The organism is Bacillus sp. EB106-04-02-XG92 (genome assembly GCF_058791995.1).
Map to the genome: position 1 here is coordinate 1 of NZ_JBYTEA010000008.1, position 20,483 is coordinate 20,483.

Here is a 20,483-nt window from a genome sequence, read left to right on the forward strand (position 1 = left end):
TTAGTTTGTCTAGCATCTAAAATAAAAATTGACGTTTCACGTTGTTTGTTTCGTTCAGTTTTCAAAGAACTACTTGGTCGCTCATTTGCGACTTCCTTATGTTAACATCTTCATTTTTTAATGTCAACTAAGTTTTTCATTTTCTTTTTTGCCGTTTTCTGCGTTTCCGCATCAGCGACGGTTATTAATATATCATGTAGTACATACAGGGTCAATACTTTTCATAAAAAAATTTCACATCCCGTTAAAACTTTAAAAACATGTTCCAAAAATCATTAAAGTCTCCCTTCATTCTTCATCACATTCCGTATTTCCTATCTTATCACTTTAGCACGTTTTCGAACGAGTGAAAATTCTAAATTTTATGTTATATTATTGTTATAAGGAGTGGTGAGAATGAGCATTAAGTATTCAAACAAAATCAATAAAATCCGGACCTTTGCATTAAGTTTAGTATTTATCGGCCTCTTCATTGCATACTTAGGAGTCTTTTTCCGTGAAAACATTATTATTATGACAACATTTATGATGGTTGGCTTTTTAGCTGTTATCGCTAGTACTGTCGTTTACTTTTGGATCGGTATGCTATCCACTAAAACTGTACAAATCATTTGTCCAAGCTGCGATAAACCTACAAAAATGCTCGGCCGCGTTGACGCATGTATGCATTGCAATCAACCTTTAACAATGGATCGAAATCTAGAAGGAAAAGAATTTGATGAGAAATATAATAAGAAGAGCTATAAGTCATAGGTATATATGGGGACAATGCATCCTTACAAAATTAGGTTGTGTACTGAACATTTTAAATCCTTCTGAACCTAACATAAGAAAGAGGGAGACGTAAACGTCTCCCTCCTTCTTATGTTATATATTACGCCTTATGACACTCTGGACAAACGCCATAAATTTCTAAGCGATGACTATTAATAACGAAGCCTGTCGTTTTCGCAGCTTCCTCTTCAAGCTGTTCCAAACCCCCATAAGGAAAATCAACAATCTTACCACATTTTTCGCAAATCACATGATAATGTTGACTTGTAACATAATCAAATCTACTTGAAGCGTCTCCATAAGTTAATTCCTTTACAAGTCCAACCTCTTTAAATACACGTAAGTTATTATAAACAGTTGCAACACTCATATTTGGAAACTTACCTTCTAATGCTTTATAAATGTCATCCGCTGTTGGGTGCGTCATAGATTCCACAAGGTACTCTAAAATAGCATGACGCTGTGGAGTAATGCGTACACCCGTATTTTTCAGCATTTCTAGCGCTTCTTTTAATTCTTCTTTGACCACCGTCATGCACCCCGATTCTATACGGATTATTATTTTATAATTCTTATAAAGAGTGTACTCCTTTTCTTATAAATCGTCAATATTTCTACTATAAGTATGTGGTTTATTTTTGTACATAGCCTTATTCTTATATATCTTTCCCCATTTTCTATACATTTACATAGAAAAAAAGTGCGACATAATCGCACTTGGAATACTATCATCTGAGGAGGTATGCCCTACACTTCACTTTATGTAAGACGATAAAATATGTATAGACACTCGCCTTACTTCTATATATTTTATCTCCCAAATGAATTTATTTTATATAAGAAAGAACATCTTCAATATGTCCCTTCACTTTCACTTTACGCCATTCTTTTACAAGCTCACCGTCTTTATTAATAAGGAATGTAGAACGCTCAATTCCCATGTACTCTTTTCCAAAGTTCTTTTTCAATTTCCAAACATCGTACAATTCCGCTACCTTATGATCTTCATCTACTAAAAGTACAAATGGAAGTTCATGCTTCTCAATGAATTTCAGATGTCTGTTCGCTGAATCAGGACTTACACCAAGAATAACTGTATCTTTCTCTTGAAATAATCCATATGCATCTCGAAAATCACACGCTTCAGTTGTACATCCTGGAGTCATATCTTTCGGATAAAAATATAGAACTACATTTTTACCACGAAAATCAGCTAAGCGAACTTGTTCCCCGTTACTTCCCTCTAATGTAAATTCTGGAGCCATTTCTCCGACTGTGATCATTGTTATCACTCCTACTTTTTTTCTTTTACTATATCAAATGCTAGCTTATTTTTCATTGTCTATTACAGACCTCATTACAAAAGCAAACGGTAATGTATATCCAATTAGCGCTTCTGCAATCGCAATCCATCTCCCTATTCCAATCGGAGCTATATCACCATACCCAACGGACAACAAAGTAACTGCGCTAAAATATAAACAAATTTCTACAAGTTGAAAAGATTGGGCATGCAAGCTTTCTCCATCTTCTTTCAAAACTGCAAAACCCATTTCCTCTAATACAACATAACTTAACCCAAACGCAATTAGTACCGTTGTATAAATTAGAAATAAGGAGGCTAAATTATACAGCGAAAAGAATCGCCTAGAATCTGAATATGAACTCCATAACAATTGGACACTTCTCAAAATAGCGATTGCCGCAATTAATAGAATAAATCCCCATAACATGTCCTCCACCTCATTTTATATGTATGAGACGGCCATTAGATTTATCCCTTAGAAACAAACAAGCTTCTATAATTAATTCCCAGCACCACGGTACCTTTTTACCCCTTGATTCCAAAGAGTGATTGCAATCGTAAAACAGATAACACCCACAAATGGTGTTGCAAATGCATAACTATTCCACTCTGTTTTTCTTAAGAAATATGCTGCTGGATACACTCCAACAAACGCAAATGGTAGAACAAAGGTTAAAATGAAGCGAATCACACGGTTATAAATATTAACAGGATAACGGCCATAGTTACCTATGTTATACATTAGCGGCATAATTGAACTTTTCGCATCCGACCAAAAACCAAGGCTTGCAAGCGTAACAAATATCCCTCCATATACAAGTGCGCCCCCTCCTACCATTAGTAAGAATAAGAAGAAATCGTACCAGTAAAAAGATAATTGCAACTCCACTGCTGCGTAGCCCATTACAACCATCCCTGTAATCGCTCCAATTAAAGATTCAAGTTCCATTCTTTCTAATATAATTTGAAATAAACTATGAATCGGTCTCGTTAATATACGATCCATTTCTCCTTTAATAATGTAACGATCATTAAAGTCCCATATGTTAAAGAAAGCAGAGAAAATGGCAAACGGTACTAAAAAGAAACCATAAATAAAGATGACTTCTTCTCTACTCCAACCTTTTAATGCTTGTGTATGTCCAAACACAACGAGAATAAAGATTAAATTAACAGCCTGTAGTGATAAATCAGAAAGTAATCCAACGATAAAATCGCCCCGATACTCCAATTTTGTTTTTATATATTGGCTTGCATACTGCAAAAATAGTTTTATATATATCATCTCATCATCCCCCTTGTACAATTAGACGTTTTCTCGCCGTTCTCCACATGAGTACAATTGGAATAATAAGTACAATTGCCCAAATTACTTGGAATAATAATGCCTCATACAATTTACTTCCTTGTATACCTTCTGAAAAAATCATACTCGGAATATAACTAATGGCCTGAAACGGTAAAAACATCATTGCCTTCTGGGCCCATAACGGATAAAAACTAATTGGTAATAATAAACCTGAAAATAAATCAATAACAACACGTTTTGCATACATAATTCCACTATTATTAAATAAGAAGAATGTAAGCATTCCCGTCATTAAATTAATTTGTGTATTAATAATAAAACTAAATATTAAAGACAAGAAGAAATATAACCACGTTTGAAAATTCGTTGTAATTTGCAATGAAAATAATAAGGTAACAATAACCATACCCGGAATTGAAAAGAAGGCAAAGCGAAATATTCCTTCACCAAGACCTTGCATCACTTTCATCCCTAAATAGTTATATGGACGAATAAGTTCTACCGCTACACGTCCTTCTTGAATCTCCATCGCAATTTCCCTGTCTATATTATTAAAATAAAAGGCACGTGCCATCCACGCAATTGCGATATACGTAGTCATTTGCGAAATAGATAAACTTTCAATATTCTCTTTTCCGCTATAAATTGCTTGCCATAAAAAATAATACGCGCCGATATTAATTGTATAAATTAAAATCCCGCTATAATAGTTTGTACGATACGCAAGCATCATTAAAAAGCGAATTCGAATCATTTCAATATACTTACCCATGTTTAATACCTTCTTCATAGATGTTACGAATAATTTCCTCTGTAGACACTTCGTTAATTTTTAAATCTTTAATTTGAAAGGCTTGTACTACTTTAGAAATAAGCATTGAAATGATAACTTCTTCATTCGGTATTTTTGCAATCCACGCGTTTTCCTCTTTCGCTTTCGACCAAACGACATGGCTATCTGGCATAACCATTGATAAAGCTTGATAGGAAACTGGTGCAATAAATTGAAAATGTATTTCCTTCTCTGCTCCCCACTGCGTACGAAGATTATTTAAAGAACCGTCATACATAATATTTCCTTCATCAAGCATGATGACACGCTCACATAAAGCTTCAATATCAGTAATATCATGGGTTGTTAATAAAATTGTGGTTTTATAACGTTCATTCATTTCTTTTAAAAATTCACGTATTTTCAATTTAACAAGTACATCTAAACCAATTGTTGGTTCATCTAAAAATAATAACGGCGGATTATGAATTAATGCTGCCGCTAATTCACAACGCATTCTTTGACCAAGAGATAACTTTCTCACTGGCTTATCTAATAAAGGCCCAATATCTAATGTTTCAATCACGTGCTCCATATGCTCTTTATACTGGGCGTCTGATACACCGTACACCTTTTTTAATAAACGAAACGATTCTTGTACAGCAATATCCCACCAAAGTTGCGAACGTTGACCAAAAACAACACCAATTGTTCTTACGAATTCTTCTCTCTGCTTATGCGGATTCATCCCATTTACTAAAATCTCACCTGATGTCGGAGTCAAAATCCCAGTAAGCATTTTAATTGTCGTTGATTTACCGGCACCATTCTCACCGATATATCCAACCATTTCACCTTGTTTCACAGTAAAAGATACGTCATTTACTGCTGGTACTATTTTATAATTACGATTTAATAAATCGCGAAATGCACCCTTTAAACCTGGACGACTTGAATAGGCTGTAAATTCTTTACGTAACCCTTGTACCTCAATTACCGATTTCATAACCGGACCCCCTTCCTAAATGTCACAACGAATAGTTTACCCAACTGCCTTCTCTATCACAAACAATACGTCTTTTCGAAAAACATGTTAGAATAATACATAGATTTTTGTAAGGAGATGAATGGTAGTGAAATTCACAAAATCAGAAGCATTACATAAAGAAGCTTTAGAACATATCGTTGGCGGCGTTAATAGTCCTTCTCGTTCTTTTAAAGCAGTTGGCGGCGGCGCTCCTGTTGCTATGGAACGTGGAAAAGGTGCTTATTTCTGGGATGTAGACGGAAATAAATATATCGATTATTTAGCAGCATACGGTCCTATTATTACTGGACATGCTCACCCGCACATTACAAAAGCAATTACAACGGCTGCTGAAAATGGTGTACTTTACGGAACACCAACAGCTCTAGAAGTAAAATTTGCAAAAATGTTAAAAGAAGCAATGCCTGCATTAGATAAAGTCCGTTTCGTAAACTCTGGTACTGAAGCAGTAATGACAACAATTCGTGTCGCTCGTGCTTACACAGGCCGCACAAAAATTATGAAATTCGCTGGTTGTTACCACGGTCATTCTGATTTAGTACTTGTAGCAGCTGGATCTGGTCCTTCTACACTAGGAACTCCTGACTCAGCTGGCGTACCACAAAGTATCGCTCAAGAAGTTATTACTGTTCCATTTAATAATGTAGAAACTTTAAAAGAAGCATTAGATAAATGGGGACATGAAGTAGCAGCTATTCTTGTAGAACCAATTGTTGGAAACTTCGGTATTGTAGAGCCAAAACCTGGATTCCTTGAGAAAGTGAATGAACTTGTTCACGAAGCTGGCGCACTAGTAATTTATGATGAAGTTATTACTGCTTTCCGCTTCATGTACGGTGGTGCCCAAGACTTACTTGGCGTAACACCAGACTTAACAGCTCTTGGTAAAGTTATTGGCGGTGGGCTTCCAATCGGTGCTTACGGTGGTAAGAAAGAAATTATGGAACAAGTTGCTCCTCTTGGACCTGCATATCAAGCTGGTACAATGGCAGGAAATCCTGCTTCTATGGCATCTGGTATTGCTTGTTTAGAAGTTCTTCAACAAGAAGGGCTTTATGAAAAATTAGATGAACTTGGTGCAATGCTTGAAAAAGGAATTTTAGAGCAAGCTGCCAAACATAACATCGATATTACATTAAACCGACTAAAAGGTGCTTTAACTGTATACTTCACAACAAATACAATTGAAGATTACGATGCAGCACAAGATACAGACGGTGAAATGTTCGGTAAATTCTTCAAGCTTATGCTTCAAGAAGGAGTGAACTTAGCACCTTCTAAATATGAGGCATGGTTCTTAACGACAGAACATACAAAAGAAGATATTGAATATACAATTGAAGCTGTAGGCAGAGCATTTGCTGCTTTAGCAGACAATAAATAATCGCATCATTAAAAGGAAAAAAGAAAGCACATCTTTCTTTTTTCCTTTTTTCTATTTCATAAATCCCTTATTAATAGTATAATTATTCATAATTATCTGTTTAATTTTCTTTTATATCCTTACTATCTTTGTATACAAGGCTGCTCACGCCTCGAATAGTAAGATTATTCAAACTTCAATAAGAGGGGGGATTGACGGATGCTCAATAAAACAAATACATGGACACCGTCTTTATTTCGAGATTATAAAAATGCAGAACATGATGCGTGTGGAATCGTTTCCGTTATGGAGAAACGAAAAATTCCTACAAAAGAAAACATTGACCTTTGCATACAATCACTCGTCAAAATGAATCATAGAGCTGGTTTCATTAATGGTGAAGGCGATGGAATCGGCATTCACATTGATGTACCAAAAGCACTTTGGAGTAAAAAACTAAAAAGTAGCGGATATAATCCAACGATCGTGGATCATCCCCACTTTATCGTTGGACATTTTTTTCTAAACAAAAGCGCAAATATAATTAATTTAAAAAATCATATTCGTACACAACTAAACAACGAAAACTTTGCAATTATATTTGAAAGTGATGATGTAATAAACTCCGATGCACTCGGTCCACTTGGCAAACAAGAAGAACCTTTATTTTGGCAAGTTGCCCTTATCGCAGAAAATGGAGTTAAAAATATTGAGCAAACATTATTTTCAGTAACGATAAAAATAGAGGAAAACGAAGCGATTCATGTTGCTTCCTTAAGTCGTGATCATGTTGTATATAAAGTTCTAGGTGCTGGTGATACACTCGTTGCTTATTATAATGATTTACAACATCCGCTGATCGCTTCAACTATGACATTAGGACATAATCGCTATTCTACTAATACATTATCTAATTTTTTTCGTGTACAACCATTTAGCATTCTCGGACATAACGGTGAAATTAACACGATTGCAAAATTACGCGATCAAGCTGACATGATTCATGTTCCACTTACTGCTGGGGGCAGTGACTCCCAAGATTTAAACCGCACCTTAGAAACTCTACTTGTTCAATACGACTACAGCTTATTTGAAGCAATGGATATACTATTCCCACCAATTATTAATGAAATTAAACTTTATGAACCGCATTTACAAGATTTATATACGTATATACGTGAAGCATGGGGCCATTTTGCACAAGGTCCAGCTGGTATTATCTCACGTTATAAAGATGAAGCCGTTTTCAGCGTCGATTCCCTTGGACTACGACCAGTTTGGAAAGTAGAGACAGAGAGTTCTTATATTTTCTCTTCTGAACCTGGAGTTGTATCTCCAACTGAATATGTGGCTGAACCGAAACCACTCGCTCCTGGGGAAAAGGTCGGCCTAAAGTGGAATGAACAAGATGAGCTTATTCTTTATGAATATGACAAATACCAAGCTCACGTATACGACCGTTTTAAAAAGCGAGTTGATACCAAAGATTATCATTTAAACTTATCTACTCCTGAAATGAAAGAAATCCAAGGATTATGTGATCCTATGCAAGTTGAAACGAAGCAATACGTTGCTTTCGGATGGGATCGTGAACATATTCAGCTTCTTGAACAAATGGCAACAAAAGGTGTTGAGCCAATTCGCTCACTTGGGCATGACTCACCACTTGCTGCACTCGATACTGATAGACGAAATATCGCTGACTTCATTAAGGAAAGTGTAGCCGTTGTTACAAATCCAGCAATCGATCGTGATCGAGAGGTCGAACACTTCTCCACACGAACGATACTTGGAGAACGTCCAAGTTTATTGGCTGGTGCTAAACAACCATTTGTAGTTGAGATGCTTTCCCCAATTATTTTAGAAGGAAGTGTAGCGCAATCTATTGCAGAGGAATTACACACCATTACGTACGAACAACTTATACAGCTATTCAATACTCATAGCTCTATCGCTACAATCTCAGCTACATTCAGTCCAGCAGAAACTTTACAATGCGCCTTAAATCGAATTAGTTCTGAAGCGATAACAGCCGTGAACGATGGAGCTTCCCTACTATTAATAGACGATGCCAACGCTCATCTAAATGAACAGTTATGGATTGATCCGCATTTAGTTACTGCTAAAGTACATCAAGTATTAAGCGAAAATAAATTACGCCGAAACTGCTCTCTCGTTATACGTTCTGGTGCCCTTCGTTCCTTACACGATATCGTCACATTGTATGGATTAGGAGCGGATAGTATTAATCCATATTTATTATTTGCAACCGTAAATGATGGGACAAAAACACCAATTACGAATTTATATCATGCACTTAATAAAGGACTAGAAAAAGTCATTTCAACAATTGGAATTCATGAATTACGTGGTTACGGTCGCCTCTATTCTTCTATCGGATTACATGAGGAAATCGCAAATATATTACAAATTACGAATTTCTTCGGCTCAAATAATTTAGCTTTTTCGCTTGAGTCACTTGCTGAAGATGCACAAATGCGAGCAGATGATTATAACGATCCTAAAGTTAGAATGCGAAAATCTTTTCATATATTCCCGCGAATTTGGAAAGCAATTGGTGATGTTGCAAAAGGAAACTCTTATGATGATTACCGTGAAAAATTAAGTGAGTTAGAAGAAAATAATCCAATCGCGATTAGACATCTTGTTCAAATGAAAGAAACAAAACAGATCGTTCCGGCTGAAGAAGTGTCCATCCGCATTCAAAATCATGATTTACCATTTATTATTAGTTCCATGTCATTCGGTTCTCAAAATGAAGTCGCCTTTCGTGCATATGCAGAAGCAGCTAACCAGCTAAATATGATTAGTTTGAACGGTGAAGGCGGAGAAATTAAAGATATGATTGGAAAGTATCCACATACACGTGGACAACAAGTTGCATCTGGGCGATTTGGTGTAAACGCCGAACTACTAAATTCATCAAACTTAATTGAAATAAAAATTGGGCAAGGAGCCAAGCCTGGTGAAGGCGGACATTTGCCTGGTTCAAAAGTAACAGCCAAAATCGCTGAAGCGCGTAATGCTACAATTGGCTCTGATTTAATTTCACCTTCTAACAACCATGATATTTATTCCATTGAAGATTTAGCTCAAATGATTACAGAAATTAAAACGGCCAATCAACTTGCGAAAGTAGCTGTAAAAGTTCCTGTCGTCCCTAACATTGGAACAATTGCTGTCGGTATCGCAAAAGCTGGTGCTGATTTTATTAACATTAGCGGATTTGATGGTGGTACAGGTGCCGCACGTATTCACGCATTGCAACATGTAGGGCTTCCTGTAGAAATCGGCGTTAAAGCCGCTCACAATGCTTTATTAGAAGCGAATATGAGACATAAAGTAGAAATTTGGGCTGATGGTGGTATTCGAAGTGTGAATGATGCCTTAAAAATCATGCTTCTTGGGGCAAACCGTATTGGATTTGGTACATTATCGATGATTGCAATTGGCTGTACAACTTGCCGCGGATGTCATCTAGATACTTGTCATGTCGGAATTGCAACACAAATTGAATCTGAAGCACAGGCGAAAGAACACGGATTACGCCGCTTCGTCCCACGTGAATTAGAAAGCGCCGTCGCTGGATTATTACATTTATTCACTACTTTTGGCGTAGAACTAAAACGATTAACAGGAAATCTTGGTTATACACATTTACAAGAAATTGTTGGGCGTTCCGATTTATTAGAACAAGTTCGAGGCGAAAATTTATTAGACTTATGTAATTTACTACAAACGATAGAACATCCATCTGTCACAAAAACAGAAGACGTACTAGAAAAACAATTTGAAACAGTTCATTCCCCTCATTCGAAAGAATTAGTAGGAGTTGGCGTAGAGCAACGCGTTATGGGCGGTCTAGAATCTTGCTATCGCGTTCGTAGCAAATTATATGAAGACACGAAGCTTGAACCACTTACATTAAAGTATACGAATGGCTCTATTCCTGGAAATGGATTAGGCGCTTACAATAGTGAGAACTTATTTATACACGTAAATGGCGGTGCACAAGATGGCATTGGTAAAACCTCCTTTGGTGGTGGTATTTATATAACGAAAGCAAAAGGAAAAGACGGCATATATTATAACGGTTCTGTCGGAAAAGGTTTTGGATACGGTGCACAAAAAGGAGCGCTATACGTTCAAGGTAACGCCGATGCTCGCGCTGGCATTCGCCTCTCTGGAGCAGACATGATAATTGGAGGGCGCATGACAAAGCCACTCCGTGAAAAAGAGCAAGGAAATATAGGAGCATACTCTAATATTAAAGGTTTCGCTTTTGAATATATGACAAATGGGCGAGCGCTTGTTTTAGGGGATCCTGGTCCATGGATTTGCGCTGGTATGACTGGCGGTGTTGTTTATTTACGTCATGATTCAAGCTTAGGTTTAACAGAACAGGCCTTAAAAAGAAGAATCGCAAAAGGGGCAAATGTTACATTACAACCAATTAGTAAAAATGGTGTGCAAGATGTGACTGAATTATTGTTAGATTATATTCGTGTATTAAATGAACATGAGCAATACGAAGAAGTTGCTTTATTAACACCGTTACTCGATGATATACAGCACCAGTTTTTTGAAATTATCCCGAAAAAAGAGCAAGCTGACCCATCTATCTCAACTGAGTGATATGCCTTACTTTCATTTTCAAGAATAAATTGACGAAGTACACTTCTCATAGTAATCTATAGTAACAATTTGAAACCTGCTGAAATTCAGCAGGTTTTTTTACTAAAAATTGATGTTTAAAAAGAATTAGGAAAAATTATAAAATGAATCTCAATTTCTTATTAACGTCACTAAAATATCACTTGCTAACATATTGTAATGAATGTATAGTATCATGTTGTACATTCATTATGACAAGAGAAAGGATCTTATTAAGGGTATGAAACTTGGTGCTCGCATTTTAAAAACGGGTATTGCCATCACATTAGCTTTATTTGCTTGTATTTTACTTCAATTACCGAGTCCGGTATTTGCAGGAATCTCAGCTATATTCGCTGTTCAACCGTCTGTATACCGTTCGTATTTAACTGCACTTGAACAAATTCAAGCAAACGTCATTGGTGCGGTATTCGCTATCGCATTTGCTACTGCTTTTGGACATAATCCTTTTATTATTGGATTAACATGTATATTAGTAATTGCACTTACACTGCAATTACGATTAGAAAACACAATATCAATTGCTTTAGTAACAGTTATCGCCATTATGGAGTATCAAGGCGAAGATTTCTTTAGTTTTGCCTTACTTCGTTTTGCAACAATTATGATTGGAATTATCGCGGCTTCACTTGTAAATTTAGTGTTTATGCCGCCAAAATACGAAACAAAGCTATATCATCGTATCGTTGATAATACAGAAGAAATTGTAAAATGGATTCGAATGAATAGCAGGCAAGCTTCTGATTTTACAACGCTAAAAACTGATATTGATCGTATGAAAGAAAAAATGATCAAACTAAACCACTACTATTTGCTGTATAAAGAAGAAAGAAGCTACACGAAAAAAGTACAGTTCGCAAAAATTCGTAAGCTCGTTTTATTCAGACAAATGTTAGCAACGACAAGCCGTGCCTTAAGTACGTTAAAATCATTACATCGTACGGAAAATGAACTGCGCTATATGCCAGAAGAATTTCAAGAATCTATCCAGAATGAACTTGATTCATTAACGCATTATCATGAACAAGTTTTATTAAAATTTATTGGTAAAGCAAAAAAACAACAATCCGTTGAAATGCTTGATGAAGTTGAAACAGGTAAACAAGAATTAATTGATATCTTTATGGATTATCAAAACAAAGACGATGAGGAAGCGTATAAAACATGGCTACACCTCTTCCCTCTTATTTCCGCTATTATTAACTATAGCGAGGAAGTAGAGCATTTAGATTTACTTGTGGATAGCTTCTACACATACCATAAACCAGAAGCAGAACTTAAAATCGACGATAAAAAAGAAGACGAATAAAAAACAGCTCCTTTTACGCTAAAGGAGCTGTTTCTGTTATATGTTGAAGTTGATATAAGTTGTAATAAAATCCTCTTTTTTTCATTAATTCTTCATGAGAACCTGTTTCTTTAATTTCACCATCTTCAATGTAAATAATCGTATCCACATGCGTAATTGTTGCTAATCGATGTGCGATTATAATCGTCGTACGATCAGCAGCTAACGTCTGAAGTGCTTCTTGAATATATCGTTCATTTTCTAAATCTAAAGCAGAAGTCGCTTCATCTAGTATAAGTAACGAGGGATTCTTTAGAAACACTCGTGCAATCGCTACACGTTGTCTTTGTCCACCGGATAACTTCACACCGCGTTCCCCAACGACAGTATCATAACCATCAGGTAACTCAATAATAAAATCATGAATTTGCGCAGCTTTGGCAGCTGCAATCACTTCTTCCTCTGTAGCTTTCGGATTTCCGTATAAAATATTTGCCCCGATTGTATCACTAAATAACAAATTATCTTGCAGTACAATTCCAATATGACTACGTAAATTTCTCATATCATACTTTCTGACATCTATCCCATCTACATAAACTGCACCGGAAGAAACATCATAGAAACGTGGGATTAGACTAGCAAGAGATGACTTCCCTCCCCCACTTGCTCCTACAAGTGCTACCTTCTCTCCAGGCGACATATTTAATGAAAGGTTATGTAATATCTCTTTTTCATCCGCATTGTAGCGAAAAGATACATTATCAAATATCACCTCACCATTTAATTTCTTCGTTTGTACCGCACTTGGCACATTCACAATATCGTATTTTTCATCTAACAGTTCAAACACTCGATCCATCGATGCGAAAGACTGTGTTAATGTTGTAGAAGAATTAACAAGGCGACGAAGTGGACTATACAAACTATCCATATACCCGACAAAGGCAACCATAGTCCCTAACGTTAACTGCCCCTGAACCACCTCATATGCTGCAAAACCGATTACAAGTAATGGTCCTAAATCTGTTAACGTATTTACCGCCGAAAATGTTCTCGCGGTCCAACTCGTATGCGTTAACGCTTTCGTCAAAAATTCATTATTTCTTTTTTCAAACTGCTTCCCCTCATACTCTTCTAATGCAAAGCTACGTGTCACTTGCATCCCTTGAATCCGCTCATGTAAATACCCTTGCATCGTTGCTAACGCTTGTGAACGCTCTTTCGTCAATTTTCGAAGACGCCCGAAAAAGTATTTCACTGCTACTACATAAATAGGTAAAATTAATAGTGCGACAAATGTCAATTTTACATTCATAGAAAACATAACAATAATAGCAATAGCAATTGTTGCTGTATCTAACCAAACATTCATCAAACCAGTAATTACAAAGTCCTTCGTTTGTTCTACATCATGTATGACACGTGAAATAATTTCGCCTGTTTTTGTATTCGAATAATAACGTAAACTCAACTTTTGCAAATGACCAAAAATATGTTTTCGCAAATCATATAGTATTGTATTTGCGATACGCTGCGCGAAATATTGACGATAATATTCAATTGGCGGTCTTACTACTGCAAAAATAAAAAAAGCAATCCCAATTGCTGTTACTAGTTGGGACGTTTTATCTTGAAGTGAACCTCCGCCCTGAATTACATCATCAATAATATACTTTAATAACCACGGCATAATAAGCGGGATGCCAAATTTAACTAGACCAATCATAATCGTAATAGCAATAAGCCATCTATATGGTTTAACAAATTGCAAATATCTCTTTATACCTTGCACATAATCCCCCCTCTAATAGGACAAACCTGCCGGGAAATCCCATGCAGGTTTGTTTTAATTTCTGTACATTAAATATCTCTCATACCACATATCTACAAAGTCTGGCGCAAATGGTCCTTTTCTTTGATGAATCCATTGTGTTAATTGTGCTACATTTCGTTTTAAAATCGTATCAATCACAGGTGGATATTGCATAATCTGACTATGTTTTTCATACTCATCTTCATCTAAAAGCGTATATGTCATATCTGGATACACTTTAATATCTAAATCATAATCAATATACTTTAACGCTTCAGAATCATATGCAAAAGGTGAGCTTAAATTACAATAATAATATACGCCCTCTTCCCTTAACATTCCAATTACATTAAACCAATAGTTTGCATGAAAATAACAAATTGCTGGTTCACGCGTAATCCACGTTCGGCCATCTGATTCTGTCACTACTGTACGATCATTCGCTCCGATTACAAGACTTTGTGTCCCTTTTAAAATCGTTGTCTCTTCCCACATTCTATGAATGGAGCCATTATGTTTATAACTATGTATTTGTACTTTTTCTCCTTCTTTGGGAAATCCCATATATGCTCCCTTCTTTCAACTGCAAATGCCCTTTGAGCTGCATCCACTTTTTTTCTATTATAACTTTTTTGTCGAAATTTTAAAACTAAAGAGACAAGACTCCAATTTTCAAACTGAATACCATAGAAACCGGGCCTCCACTGAATTATTTACAAACAAGGAAATAGAAATAGAAAAAGCCCTTCCTTATTTCTATGTAAAGAAGGACCTTTTACCAGAAGGTAACAATATGTCTTATCCTAAATTCGAAATCATTTTTTCGGTTTCAAAAGATTGAATCACACTATTTGTTTGCTCTTCAAATTTCTCATGTAATAACTTGAGTGCTAATTCTGTTCTATATATTTCTTGGCGTATAAAATGTAATTCTTTTTTATCGCACGTATCCTTTTCGCTCATTTCAATTTGCTGATACTTCTCTAGATGAGCTTGTAACTTCAACAACTCATCCATCGTTTCCAATTGCTCTCCAACCAACTTATCAAAGTCGTTCATTACTTACCCCCTTTTAGATTTATTGATCAGTTATTATTCCTCATTACATATTTCTAATCTTTAACTTCCTTCTCCTTTGACTACATTTGTTGACTTATTAGAAGTTATGTCGTTCGCTTTATTTTCATTACCATGACCAAAGCACAAAGAAAACACTTCTCCCGAATTAGAGAAGTGTTTTTCTTTCATTACTGATTTGAACTAGAAGATTGTGATTGTTTTGCAGCTGATTGTGCATTTTGTTTTTTCACAGCATGCACGTCTGTTTCAGTTGCAAATTCAGTACCATAACTAGCATTTGCACTTTGTGCACCAGAAGCTTGTGCTTTCTTTGCTTCTGATTGTGCGTTTGCTTGTTTTACTGCTTGCACATCTGTTTCAGTTGAAAACTCTGTACCATAGCTAGCATTTGTACTTTGAATGCTAGCACCAGAAGTTGCCTTGTTATAACCTTGTTGTTTTTTACTCATCTTTCTCACCTCCACAACCAATAATGTAACCAATTCACTTAGAAACTATCCGCAATTTTCTTTTGAAAAAATTACGCATATATCTCTTATTACTCATTCAAACTATAAAAAATGGAGGTGAAAATATGTATATAGGACGCGATATGACTGAGCTAACGATGGTTTCAAAAAGTGAATGGAAAGAAGATGAATTAGCTTATTTTCATCATTCATTACAACAGATTTTGCCTTATTTAAATGCAGAAGGGCAAAGTATTTACAAAGAAATTGTAATAGAAATTGAAACAAGAGGCGGTTTACAAGAAGGTGAGGCTAGTTGGACTCATGGGACAAAAATTTCTTACGACTAAAAAAGTGTTCCCAATCTAGGGAACACTTTTTATTTATTGCATTGTAATTTTCTCAACGCAATTTTCATAAATTGTACGATGCGATTTCGAGAAAGGTAACTGTTCAAATGCTTCTTTCGATACAAATTTCAATGTATCTGTTTCAACAATGTCACCAGTTACTTTTCCGTAAAATACGAATATATCCCAAGTACGATGGGTAAACGTATGTTGTACATTCATTGCGTATTCTTCAATAGAAATCGAAAGCCCAAATTTTTCTTTCATATAATCTATAAGCTGTTCCTTCTGATTACGAATCCCTTCGCCAAGTTCCACATTCGGAAATTCCCACATATTAGCTAATAAACCGGTACTTGGACGTTTATTAATGACGTAACGACCATCTTCTGTTTGAAGCACTCCTGCAACAATCGGTACCATCGTAGGAGCTTTCGCTTTACTTTTTACTGGTAACTCTTTTTGAACACCTTCAGCATACCCCCTGCAATGCTCACGTACAGGACAAAGTAAGCATGCTGGATTTTTTGGAATGCAAATAAGTGCCCCTAATTCCATCAAACCTTGATTAAAATAAGATGGATTTTCAGCTGAAATAATTTCACGCACAATCTCTTCAAATACTTTTCTCGTTTTCGGTTTTGCAATGTCATCCCATACGGATAAAATACGGGATAATACACGCATAACATTTCCGTCAACTGCCGGCTCTGGTATACCATATGCAATACTTAAAATAGCACCTTTTGTATATGGTCCGACTCCCTTTAATTTTTCAATTTTCTTTACATCACTCGGTACGATCCCGCCGTATACTTCTTTTACTTCTTTTACGGCCGAATGTAAATTTCGTGCTCTAGAATAATACCCTAAACCTTCCCATGCTTTTAACACTTCTTCATCATCAGCATTTGCCAAAGCTTCTAGAGTAGGAAACTTCCCCATGAAATTCGCGTAATATGGTTTTACAGCTTCTACCCTAGTTTGCTGCAACATAATTTCCGATACCCAAACACGATATGGATCTTTATTTTTACGCCACGGTAAGTCGCGTTGCTCTTTTTCAAACCAACCAATTAAATCATTTTGAAACTGCTCTATGTTAAAATTATTTAATATTTCAAGTGTCAAACTTAATCCCCCTCATTTTTTTGCATATAAGTACTATTATAAAGATTTTAGGAAAAAATTTAAGTAAGATGACATAGGAAATAGAAGGCAAAGGACTTGAGGTATCGAATAAAAAGAGTTACATTAATAAAAAACGGAGGTGGATTTCTATGGACACAGCCACTCACCTTGTTATGGGCGTTACTCTAGGCAGTTTGGCCACGTTAGATCCAGCCATAGCACAAAGTGATATTGGGCCACAAGCAGTTATGCTCGCTACAATTGCCGGTTCCAATATTCCTGACATCGATACAGTTTTAAAATTGCGTAATAACGCTAAATATATAAGAAATCATCGCGGGATTACTCATTCCATTCCTGCAGTAATTCTTTGGTCATTCCTTATAAGTGGCATCTCTTTTGCCTTCTTTTCAGACGCTCCATACTTGCATCTACTACTTTGGTCATTTATCGCCGTCTTTCTTCATGTCTTTGTAGATATTTTTAATGCCTACGGTACACAGGCGTTACGGCCCTTCACAAAAAAATGGGTAGCGCTCGGTATCATTAATACATTCGATACTGTCATTTTCTTTATTCATCTACTCGCAATTGCATGTATGATCGTAGGTTCCCATAAAGGGTATACTGCCTTAGCAGCGTATATATTGATGATTGTTTACTATATCGGACGGATTATGATGCATAGAAATATAAGAAGCGTTGTACAAAAACGTTTCAAACATGTTGAAAAGATAATCATTTCTCCTTCTTATCGATTTTATCATTACCATTTAGCAATCGTTACAACTGATTATTACTACGTTGCTAGATGGCATCGTGGTAACATCATGGTCTATGATAAGTTCGACCGGGTACCGTTCCCAGACAATGCTATTATGCGCGCAGCTAAACAAGATGAAAACATCTCAGCATTTTTATCTTTCTCCCCTGTGTATCGCTGGGACATTTTCGATTATGATCATTATTACGAAGTTCGATTCATTGATTTGCGCTATCGCAGTAAAGATTATTATCCATTCGTTGCGATCGTTCAACTCGATCATAATTTAAATATTATTAGTTCCTATACAGGATGGATTTTCAGTGAAGAAAAACTTCGAAAAAAACTGGAGTTACTTCCACATTAAAAAAAGCGACTTAAGTCGCTTTTTTTAATGTTTCAAATGATCTTCTTGATTGATTAAATGGCTATATTTCGGATTATTTGTACGCATTTCATGAAGACGCGCTCCATGATTATTAATCCATGTTCTTACCACTTGTTCAGTCATTTCATCACCTTGGTAACGTCCTGATTTCGCATAAGTTGTTTGGAAATCTTCCCATAGTAATTCAACCCACGCACGTGCTTGTGCGTAAGAAAGTTTGTCATTTTTTTCTAATAGTTCTTTTGTTAATGCTTCATACATATCATTCATGTTCTAATCTCCTTTTACCTATTTATCCCTTCATTTCTAAAGGATAGTTTCTTCTATTTTGCACATTCTATAATTGATACTTCTTCAAGAGGTATCAACTGATGATGAGGAGGGCGTTCGCAATGGGTAAACAAGCCGAATTTTGGTCTGAGTCAAAAAACAACAGCAAAATCGACGGTCAGCCGAAAGCGAAATCACGCTTCGCTTCGAAACGACCTAACGGCACAATTAACACGCACCCACAAGAACGTATGCGTGCTGCAAATCAGCAGGAAGAGTAATACAAAGTAAGTCAACTTCCTACACGAGGTGATAAAGATGAGCTACCGTGATCGCTTAGATAGTCGTTCTGAATTATTTAACCATACGTGGACTCGTCCGAAACATGCTAAAGCGCAAGTTAACGGACAGACGCAACAAACCCAGTCTCTCATTATATTGGCGAACGAATGTAAAAAACGCCAATTTTAGAATCTCCTATCTCCTGTAACACCTACCAAAGATGAAAACCAGAGAGATATTCGCTCTCTGGTTTTTATTTTTCTTGCAATAAAGAAATCGGTATTCCAATCTCTTCATTATCATTTTGCTTATGTCCCCAAGCAAATACCCCATTGAAGTACGTAATTTCAAATAATATACCAGGTTCTTCTACTAATTCGTATGTCTCACCGATATGGAATTTGTTTATGTCAGTCATATAAGCGCGGGCCATTGCTATCTTTCGCATTAATACATCGAACTCATTTACAATTCCAAGTTGCTCAGCTTTTATCGCTTGCTCTTTCAAAAGCCCAATTTCTTCCCTTAGCTCATGTGGTGTCATTTCACTGTAGCGCTTTGGCATATTCATCTTATTCTCCTCATCCCTCTTCGCGTTTCATTTGCAAAAATACCTCTATTTCATCGATAGAGAATCCTTTGCGGTATAACGCTTGTTTCATCTTATTTTCGAATGTCCATCCATCATACTTCTTATATTTCTCATAATATTTATTCCCATGATAGTGTAACGCCTCTTGTTGCTTTTCGTCATCTTTTTCGTCTTTCAATTCTTCTAAACAAATTTGAATCACATCTCTAGAATATCCTTTACGAACAAGCATCTCGTCTAACTTGAGCTTCATTTGTAAAAAAGAATGCTTTTGATAAGCTTTTTTCTTCTTCTCTATAAGAATTAAAGCATTCTCAATTTGCTTTTCCTTCGGATATTCTTGTAAACTATGCGTAATAATTAGATCCTGAACACCTTTATTCAACAACTCTCTTTTAATAACAGTGGGACCTTTTCGATTTACATTGCTTTGCGTTCTCGTATATAAAACAGCGTACTCTTTATCATTAATATATCGGTCATGTAATAATTTCGAAACGACTTCAGAGATGATGGCCTGTCCCACTTCTTTTTTTCGTAAAAAATCTTCTATTTCTAGTTTCGTTCTCATTTGATAGGATAAATAGGAGATTGCTTGTAAATATGCTTTTTGTACCTCTTCATTGTACAAAATATTTCCTAACGCTATTTCATCAATTTCTAAGCCCTTTTGTAATCCGTGTTTTATTAAGATTACTTCATTCACACTAAATCCGTACTCTTCACCTTGACCTTTATCAATATAAATATTAAATCGTTCTTTCGATCGTTTTTGTACTTCTATTTTTGTAATGACAGCCATACTCT

22 protein-coding genes are annotated in these 20,483 nt (G+C 36.0%); 8 read left to right on the top strand and 14 right to left on the bottom strand.

The window, feature by feature from the left end; all coding sequences use genetic code 11:
* Positions 1-396 precede the first annotated feature (396 nt).
* A complete protein-coding gene (locus tag AC3WVA_RS19505) occupies positions 397-753 on the top strand; it encodes a YgzB family protein (protein WP_000025063.1) in 357 nt (118 codons plus the stop codon).
* Between the two features lie 121 nt (positions 754-874).
* On the opposite strand, the gene perR is transcribed toward AC3WVA_RS19505, so the two are convergent.
* The 6 genes from perR to AC3WVA_RS19535 all read right to left on the bottom strand — a co-directional run bounded on the left by perR (position 875) and on the right by AC3WVA_RS19535 (position 5,167).
* Entirely contained in the window at positions 875-1,303 is a 429-nt protein-coding gene (perR, locus tag AC3WVA_RS19510) for a peroxide-responsive transcriptional repressor PerR (protein WP_000237831.1), read from the bottom strand.
* A 298-nt stretch (positions 1,304-1,601) separates the two neighbouring features.
* A complete protein-coding gene (gene bcp, locus AC3WVA_RS19515; protein ID WP_000633720.1) occupies positions 1,602-2,057 on the bottom strand; it encodes a thioredoxin-dependent thiol peroxidase in 456 nt (151 codons plus the stop codon).
* A gap of 45 nt (positions 2,058-2,102) precedes the next feature.
* The gene (locus AC3WVA_RS19520) at positions 2,103-2,507 is read right to left on the bottom strand and encodes a potassium channel family protein (RefSeq protein ID WP_000964347.1); all 405 of its coding nucleotides are present in this window, start codon (positions 2,505-2,507) and stop codon (positions 2,103-2,105) included.
* 72 nt (positions 2,508-2,579) lie between these two features.
* Complete coding sequence (locus tag AC3WVA_RS19525) at positions 2,580-3,365, bottom strand: ABC transporter permease (RefSeq protein WP_016078606.1); 786 nt, start codon at positions 3,363-3,365, stop codon at positions 2,580-2,582.
* 4 nt (positions 3,366-3,369) lie between these two features.
* Positions 3,370-4,161, bottom strand: a complete 792-nt coding sequence (locus tag AC3WVA_RS19530) for an ABC transporter permease (protein ID WP_000521517.1) — start codon at positions 4,159-4,161, stop codon at positions 3,370-3,372.
* On the bottom strand, positions 4,154-5,167 hold the full coding sequence (locus tag AC3WVA_RS19535) for an ABC transporter ATP-binding protein (protein ID WP_048527860.1): 1,014 nt from the start codon (positions 5,165-5,167) through the stop codon (positions 4,154-4,156). Before AC3WVA_RS19535 ends, AC3WVA_RS19530 begins: the two co-directional genes overlap by 8 nt.
* Positions 5,168-5,288: 121 nt before the next feature.
* Between AC3WVA_RS19535 and hemL the strand changes: the two genes are divergently transcribed.
* The 3 genes from hemL (at position 5,289) to AC3WVA_RS19550 (ending at position 12,576) form a co-directional block, all read left to right on the top strand.
* A complete protein-coding gene (hemL, locus tag AC3WVA_RS19540; RefSeq protein WP_000260532.1) occupies positions 5,289-6,593 on the top strand; it encodes a glutamate-1-semialdehyde-2,1-aminomutase in 1,305 nt (434 codons plus the stop codon).
* Between the two features lie 198 nt (positions 6,594-6,791).
* Positions 6,792-11,228, top strand: coding sequence for a glutamate synthase-related protein (locus AC3WVA_RS19545; RefSeq protein ID WP_195756128.1), 4,437 nt, complete (start codon positions 6,792-6,794; stop codon positions 11,226-11,228).
* 259 nt (positions 11,229-11,487) lie between these two features.
* Entirely contained in the window at positions 11,488-12,576 is a 1,089-nt protein-coding gene (locus AC3WVA_RS19550) for an aromatic acid exporter family protein (RefSeq protein ID WP_016078602.1), read from the top strand.
* Positions 12,577-12,589: 13 nt separating this feature from the next.
* Here AC3WVA_RS19550 and AC3WVA_RS19555 read toward each other — a convergent pair whose 3' ends face one another.
* The 4 genes from AC3WVA_RS19555 to AC3WVA_RS19570 form a co-directional block, all read right to left on the bottom strand.
* Positions 12,590-14,350 (bottom strand): ABC transporter ATP-binding protein, encoded by a 1,761-nt coding sequence (locus AC3WVA_RS19555; protein ID WP_098346064.1) that lies wholly within the window; start codon positions 14,348-14,350, stop codon positions 12,590-12,592.
* Between the two features lie 54 nt (positions 14,351-14,404).
* Positions 14,405-14,935, bottom strand: a complete 531-nt coding sequence (gene ntdP, locus AC3WVA_RS19560) for a nucleoside tri-diphosphate phosphatase (RefSeq protein WP_000506628.1) — start codon at positions 14,933-14,935, stop codon at positions 14,405-14,407.
* 234 nt (positions 14,936-15,169) lie between these two features.
* Positions 15,170-15,430 carry a YgaB family protein gene (locus AC3WVA_RS19565; protein WP_000997582.1) on the bottom strand — a complete coding sequence of 87 codons (261 nt, stop codon included), beginning with the start codon at positions 15,428-15,430 and terminating at the stop codon, positions 15,170-15,172.
* A gap of 188 nt (positions 15,431-15,618) precedes the next feature.
* The gene (locus AC3WVA_RS19570) at positions 15,619-15,900 is read right to left on the bottom strand and encodes a gamma-type small acid-soluble spore protein (protein ID WP_000039045.1); all 282 of its coding nucleotides are present in this window, start codon (positions 15,898-15,900) and stop codon (positions 15,619-15,621) included.
* Between the two features lie 125 nt (positions 15,901-16,025).
* On the opposite strand from AC3WVA_RS19570, the gene yfhS reads away from it, so the two are divergent.
* Positions 16,026-16,250 (top strand): mother cell protein YfhS, encoded by a 225-nt coding sequence (yfhS, locus tag AC3WVA_RS19575; protein WP_073518180.1) that lies wholly within the window; start codon positions 16,026-16,028, stop codon positions 16,248-16,250.
* A gap of 33 nt (positions 16,251-16,283) precedes the next feature.
* Here the strand turns inward: yfhS and mutY are convergent, their stop codons facing one another.
* Positions 16,284-17,381 (bottom strand): A/G-specific adenine glycosylase, encoded by a 1,098-nt coding sequence (gene mutY / locus AC3WVA_RS19580; RefSeq protein WP_492322105.1) that lies wholly within the window; start codon positions 17,379-17,381, stop codon positions 16,284-16,286.
* Between the two features lie 149 nt (positions 17,382-17,530).
* On the opposite strand from mutY, the gene AC3WVA_RS19585 reads away from it, so the two are divergent.
* Positions 17,531-18,511, top strand: coding sequence for a metal-dependent hydrolase (locus tag AC3WVA_RS19585; RefSeq protein WP_048527865.1), 981 nt, complete (start codon positions 17,531-17,533; stop codon positions 18,509-18,511).
* 24 nt (positions 18,512-18,535) lie between these two features.
* On the opposite strand, the gene AC3WVA_RS19590 is transcribed toward AC3WVA_RS19585, so the two are convergent.
* Positions 18,536-18,802, bottom strand: a complete 267-nt coding sequence (locus AC3WVA_RS19590) for a YfhJ family protein (RefSeq protein ID WP_048527866.1) — start codon at positions 18,800-18,802, stop codon at positions 18,536-18,538.
* Positions 18,803-18,924: 122 nt separating this feature from the next.
* On the opposite strand from AC3WVA_RS19590, the gene AC3WVA_RS19595 reads away from it, so the two are divergent.
* Together AC3WVA_RS19595 and AC3WVA_RS19600 are read left to right on the top strand one after the other, a co-directional pair.
* On the top strand, positions 18,925-19,083 hold the full coding sequence (locus AC3WVA_RS19595; protein WP_000517891.1) for a small, acid-soluble spore protein K: 159 nt from the start codon (positions 18,925-18,927) through the stop codon (positions 19,081-19,083).
* 37 nt (positions 19,084-19,120) lie between these two features.
* Entirely contained in the window at positions 19,121-19,273 is a 153-nt protein-coding gene (locus AC3WVA_RS19600) for a YpzG family protein (protein ID WP_000122093.1), read from the top strand.
* A 64-nt stretch (positions 19,274-19,337) separates the two neighbouring features.
* On the opposite strand, the gene AC3WVA_RS19605 is transcribed toward AC3WVA_RS19600, so the two are convergent.
* Together AC3WVA_RS19605 and recX are read right to left on the bottom strand one after the other, a co-directional pair.
* Positions 19,338-19,655, bottom strand: coding sequence for a YfhH family protein (locus AC3WVA_RS19605; protein WP_048527867.1), 318 nt, complete (start codon positions 19,653-19,655; stop codon positions 19,338-19,340).
* 10 nt (positions 19,656-19,665) lie between these two features.
* Positions 19,666-20,478 (bottom strand): recombination regulator RecX, encoded by an 813-nt coding sequence (recX, locus tag AC3WVA_RS19610; protein WP_048527868.1) that lies wholly within the window; start codon positions 20,476-20,478, stop codon positions 19,666-19,668.
* Between the last annotated feature and the right edge of the window lie 5 nt (positions 20,479-20,483).

Excerpts from the sequence above, each read along its gene's own strand:
- AC3WVA_RS19525 (WP_016078606.1), bottom strand. The coding sequence starts at position 3,365 with ATGATATATATAAAACTATTTTTGCAGTATGCAAGCCAATATATAAAA.
- AC3WVA_RS19590 (WP_048527866.1), bottom strand. The coding sequence starts at position 18,802 with ATGAATGATATGTATGAAGCATTAACAAAAGAACTATTAGAAAAAAAT.
- ntdP (WP_000506628.1), bottom strand. The coding sequence starts at position 14,935 with ATGGGATTTCCCAAAGAAGGAGAAAAAGTACAAATACATAGTTATAAA.
- AC3WVA_RS19570 (WP_000039045.1), bottom strand. The coding sequence starts at position 15,900 with ATGAGTAAAAAACAACAAGGTTATAACAAGGCAACTTCTGGTGCTAGC.
- AC3WVA_RS19605 (WP_048527867.1), bottom strand. The coding sequence starts at position 19,655 with ATGAATATGCCAAAGCGCTACAGTGAAATGACACCACATGAGCTAAGG.
- AC3WVA_RS19530 (WP_000521517.1), bottom strand. The coding sequence starts at position 4,161 with ATGGGTAAGTATATTGAAATGATTCGAATTCGCTTTTTAATGATGCTT.
- AC3WVA_RS19545 (WP_195756128.1), top strand. The coding sequence starts at position 6,792 with ATGCTCAATAAAACAAATACATGGACACCGTCTTTATTTCGAGATTAT.
- AC3WVA_RS19600 (WP_000122093.1), top strand. The coding sequence starts at position 19,121 with ATGAGCTACCGTGATCGCTTAGATAGTCGTTCTGAATTATTTAACCAT.
- AC3WVA_RS19505 (WP_000025063.1), top strand. The coding sequence starts at position 397 with ATGAGCATTAAGTATTCAAACAAAATCAATAAAATCCGGACCTTTGCA.
- hemL (WP_000260532.1), top strand. The coding sequence starts at position 5,289 with ATGGTAGTGAAATTCACAAAATCAGAAGCATTACATAAAGAAGCTTTA.
- AC3WVA_RS19535 (WP_048527860.1), bottom strand. The coding sequence starts at position 5,167 with ATGAAATCGGTAATTGAGGTACAAGGGTTACGTAAAGAATTTACAGCC.
- AC3WVA_RS19595 (WP_000517891.1), top strand. The coding sequence starts at position 18,925 with ATGGGTAAACAAGCCGAATTTTGGTCTGAGTCAAAAAACAACAGCAAA.
- AC3WVA_RS19520 (WP_000964347.1), bottom strand. The coding sequence starts at position 2,507 with ATGTTATGGGGATTTATTCTATTAATTGCGGCAATCGCTATTTTGAGA.
- AC3WVA_RS19550 (WP_016078602.1), top strand. The coding sequence starts at position 11,488 with ATGAAACTTGGTGCTCGCATTTTAAAAACGGGTATTGCCATCACATTA.
- AC3WVA_RS19585 (WP_048527865.1), top strand. The coding sequence starts at position 17,531 with ATGGACACAGCCACTCACCTTGTTATGGGCGTTACTCTAGGCAGTTTG.
- bcp (WP_000633720.1), bottom strand. The coding sequence starts at position 2,057 with ATGATCACAGTCGGAGAAATGGCTCCAGAATTTACATTAGAGGGAAGT.
- recX (WP_048527868.1), bottom strand. The coding sequence starts at position 20,478 with ATGGCTGTCATTACAAAAATAGAAGTACAAAAACGATCGAAAGAACGA.
- AC3WVA_RS19565 (WP_000997582.1), bottom strand. The coding sequence starts at position 15,430 with ATGAACGACTTTGATAAGTTGGTTGGAGAGCAATTGGAAACGATGGAT.
- yfhS (WP_073518180.1), top strand. The coding sequence starts at position 16,026 with ATGTATATAGGACGCGATATGACTGAGCTAACGATGGTTTCAAAAAGT.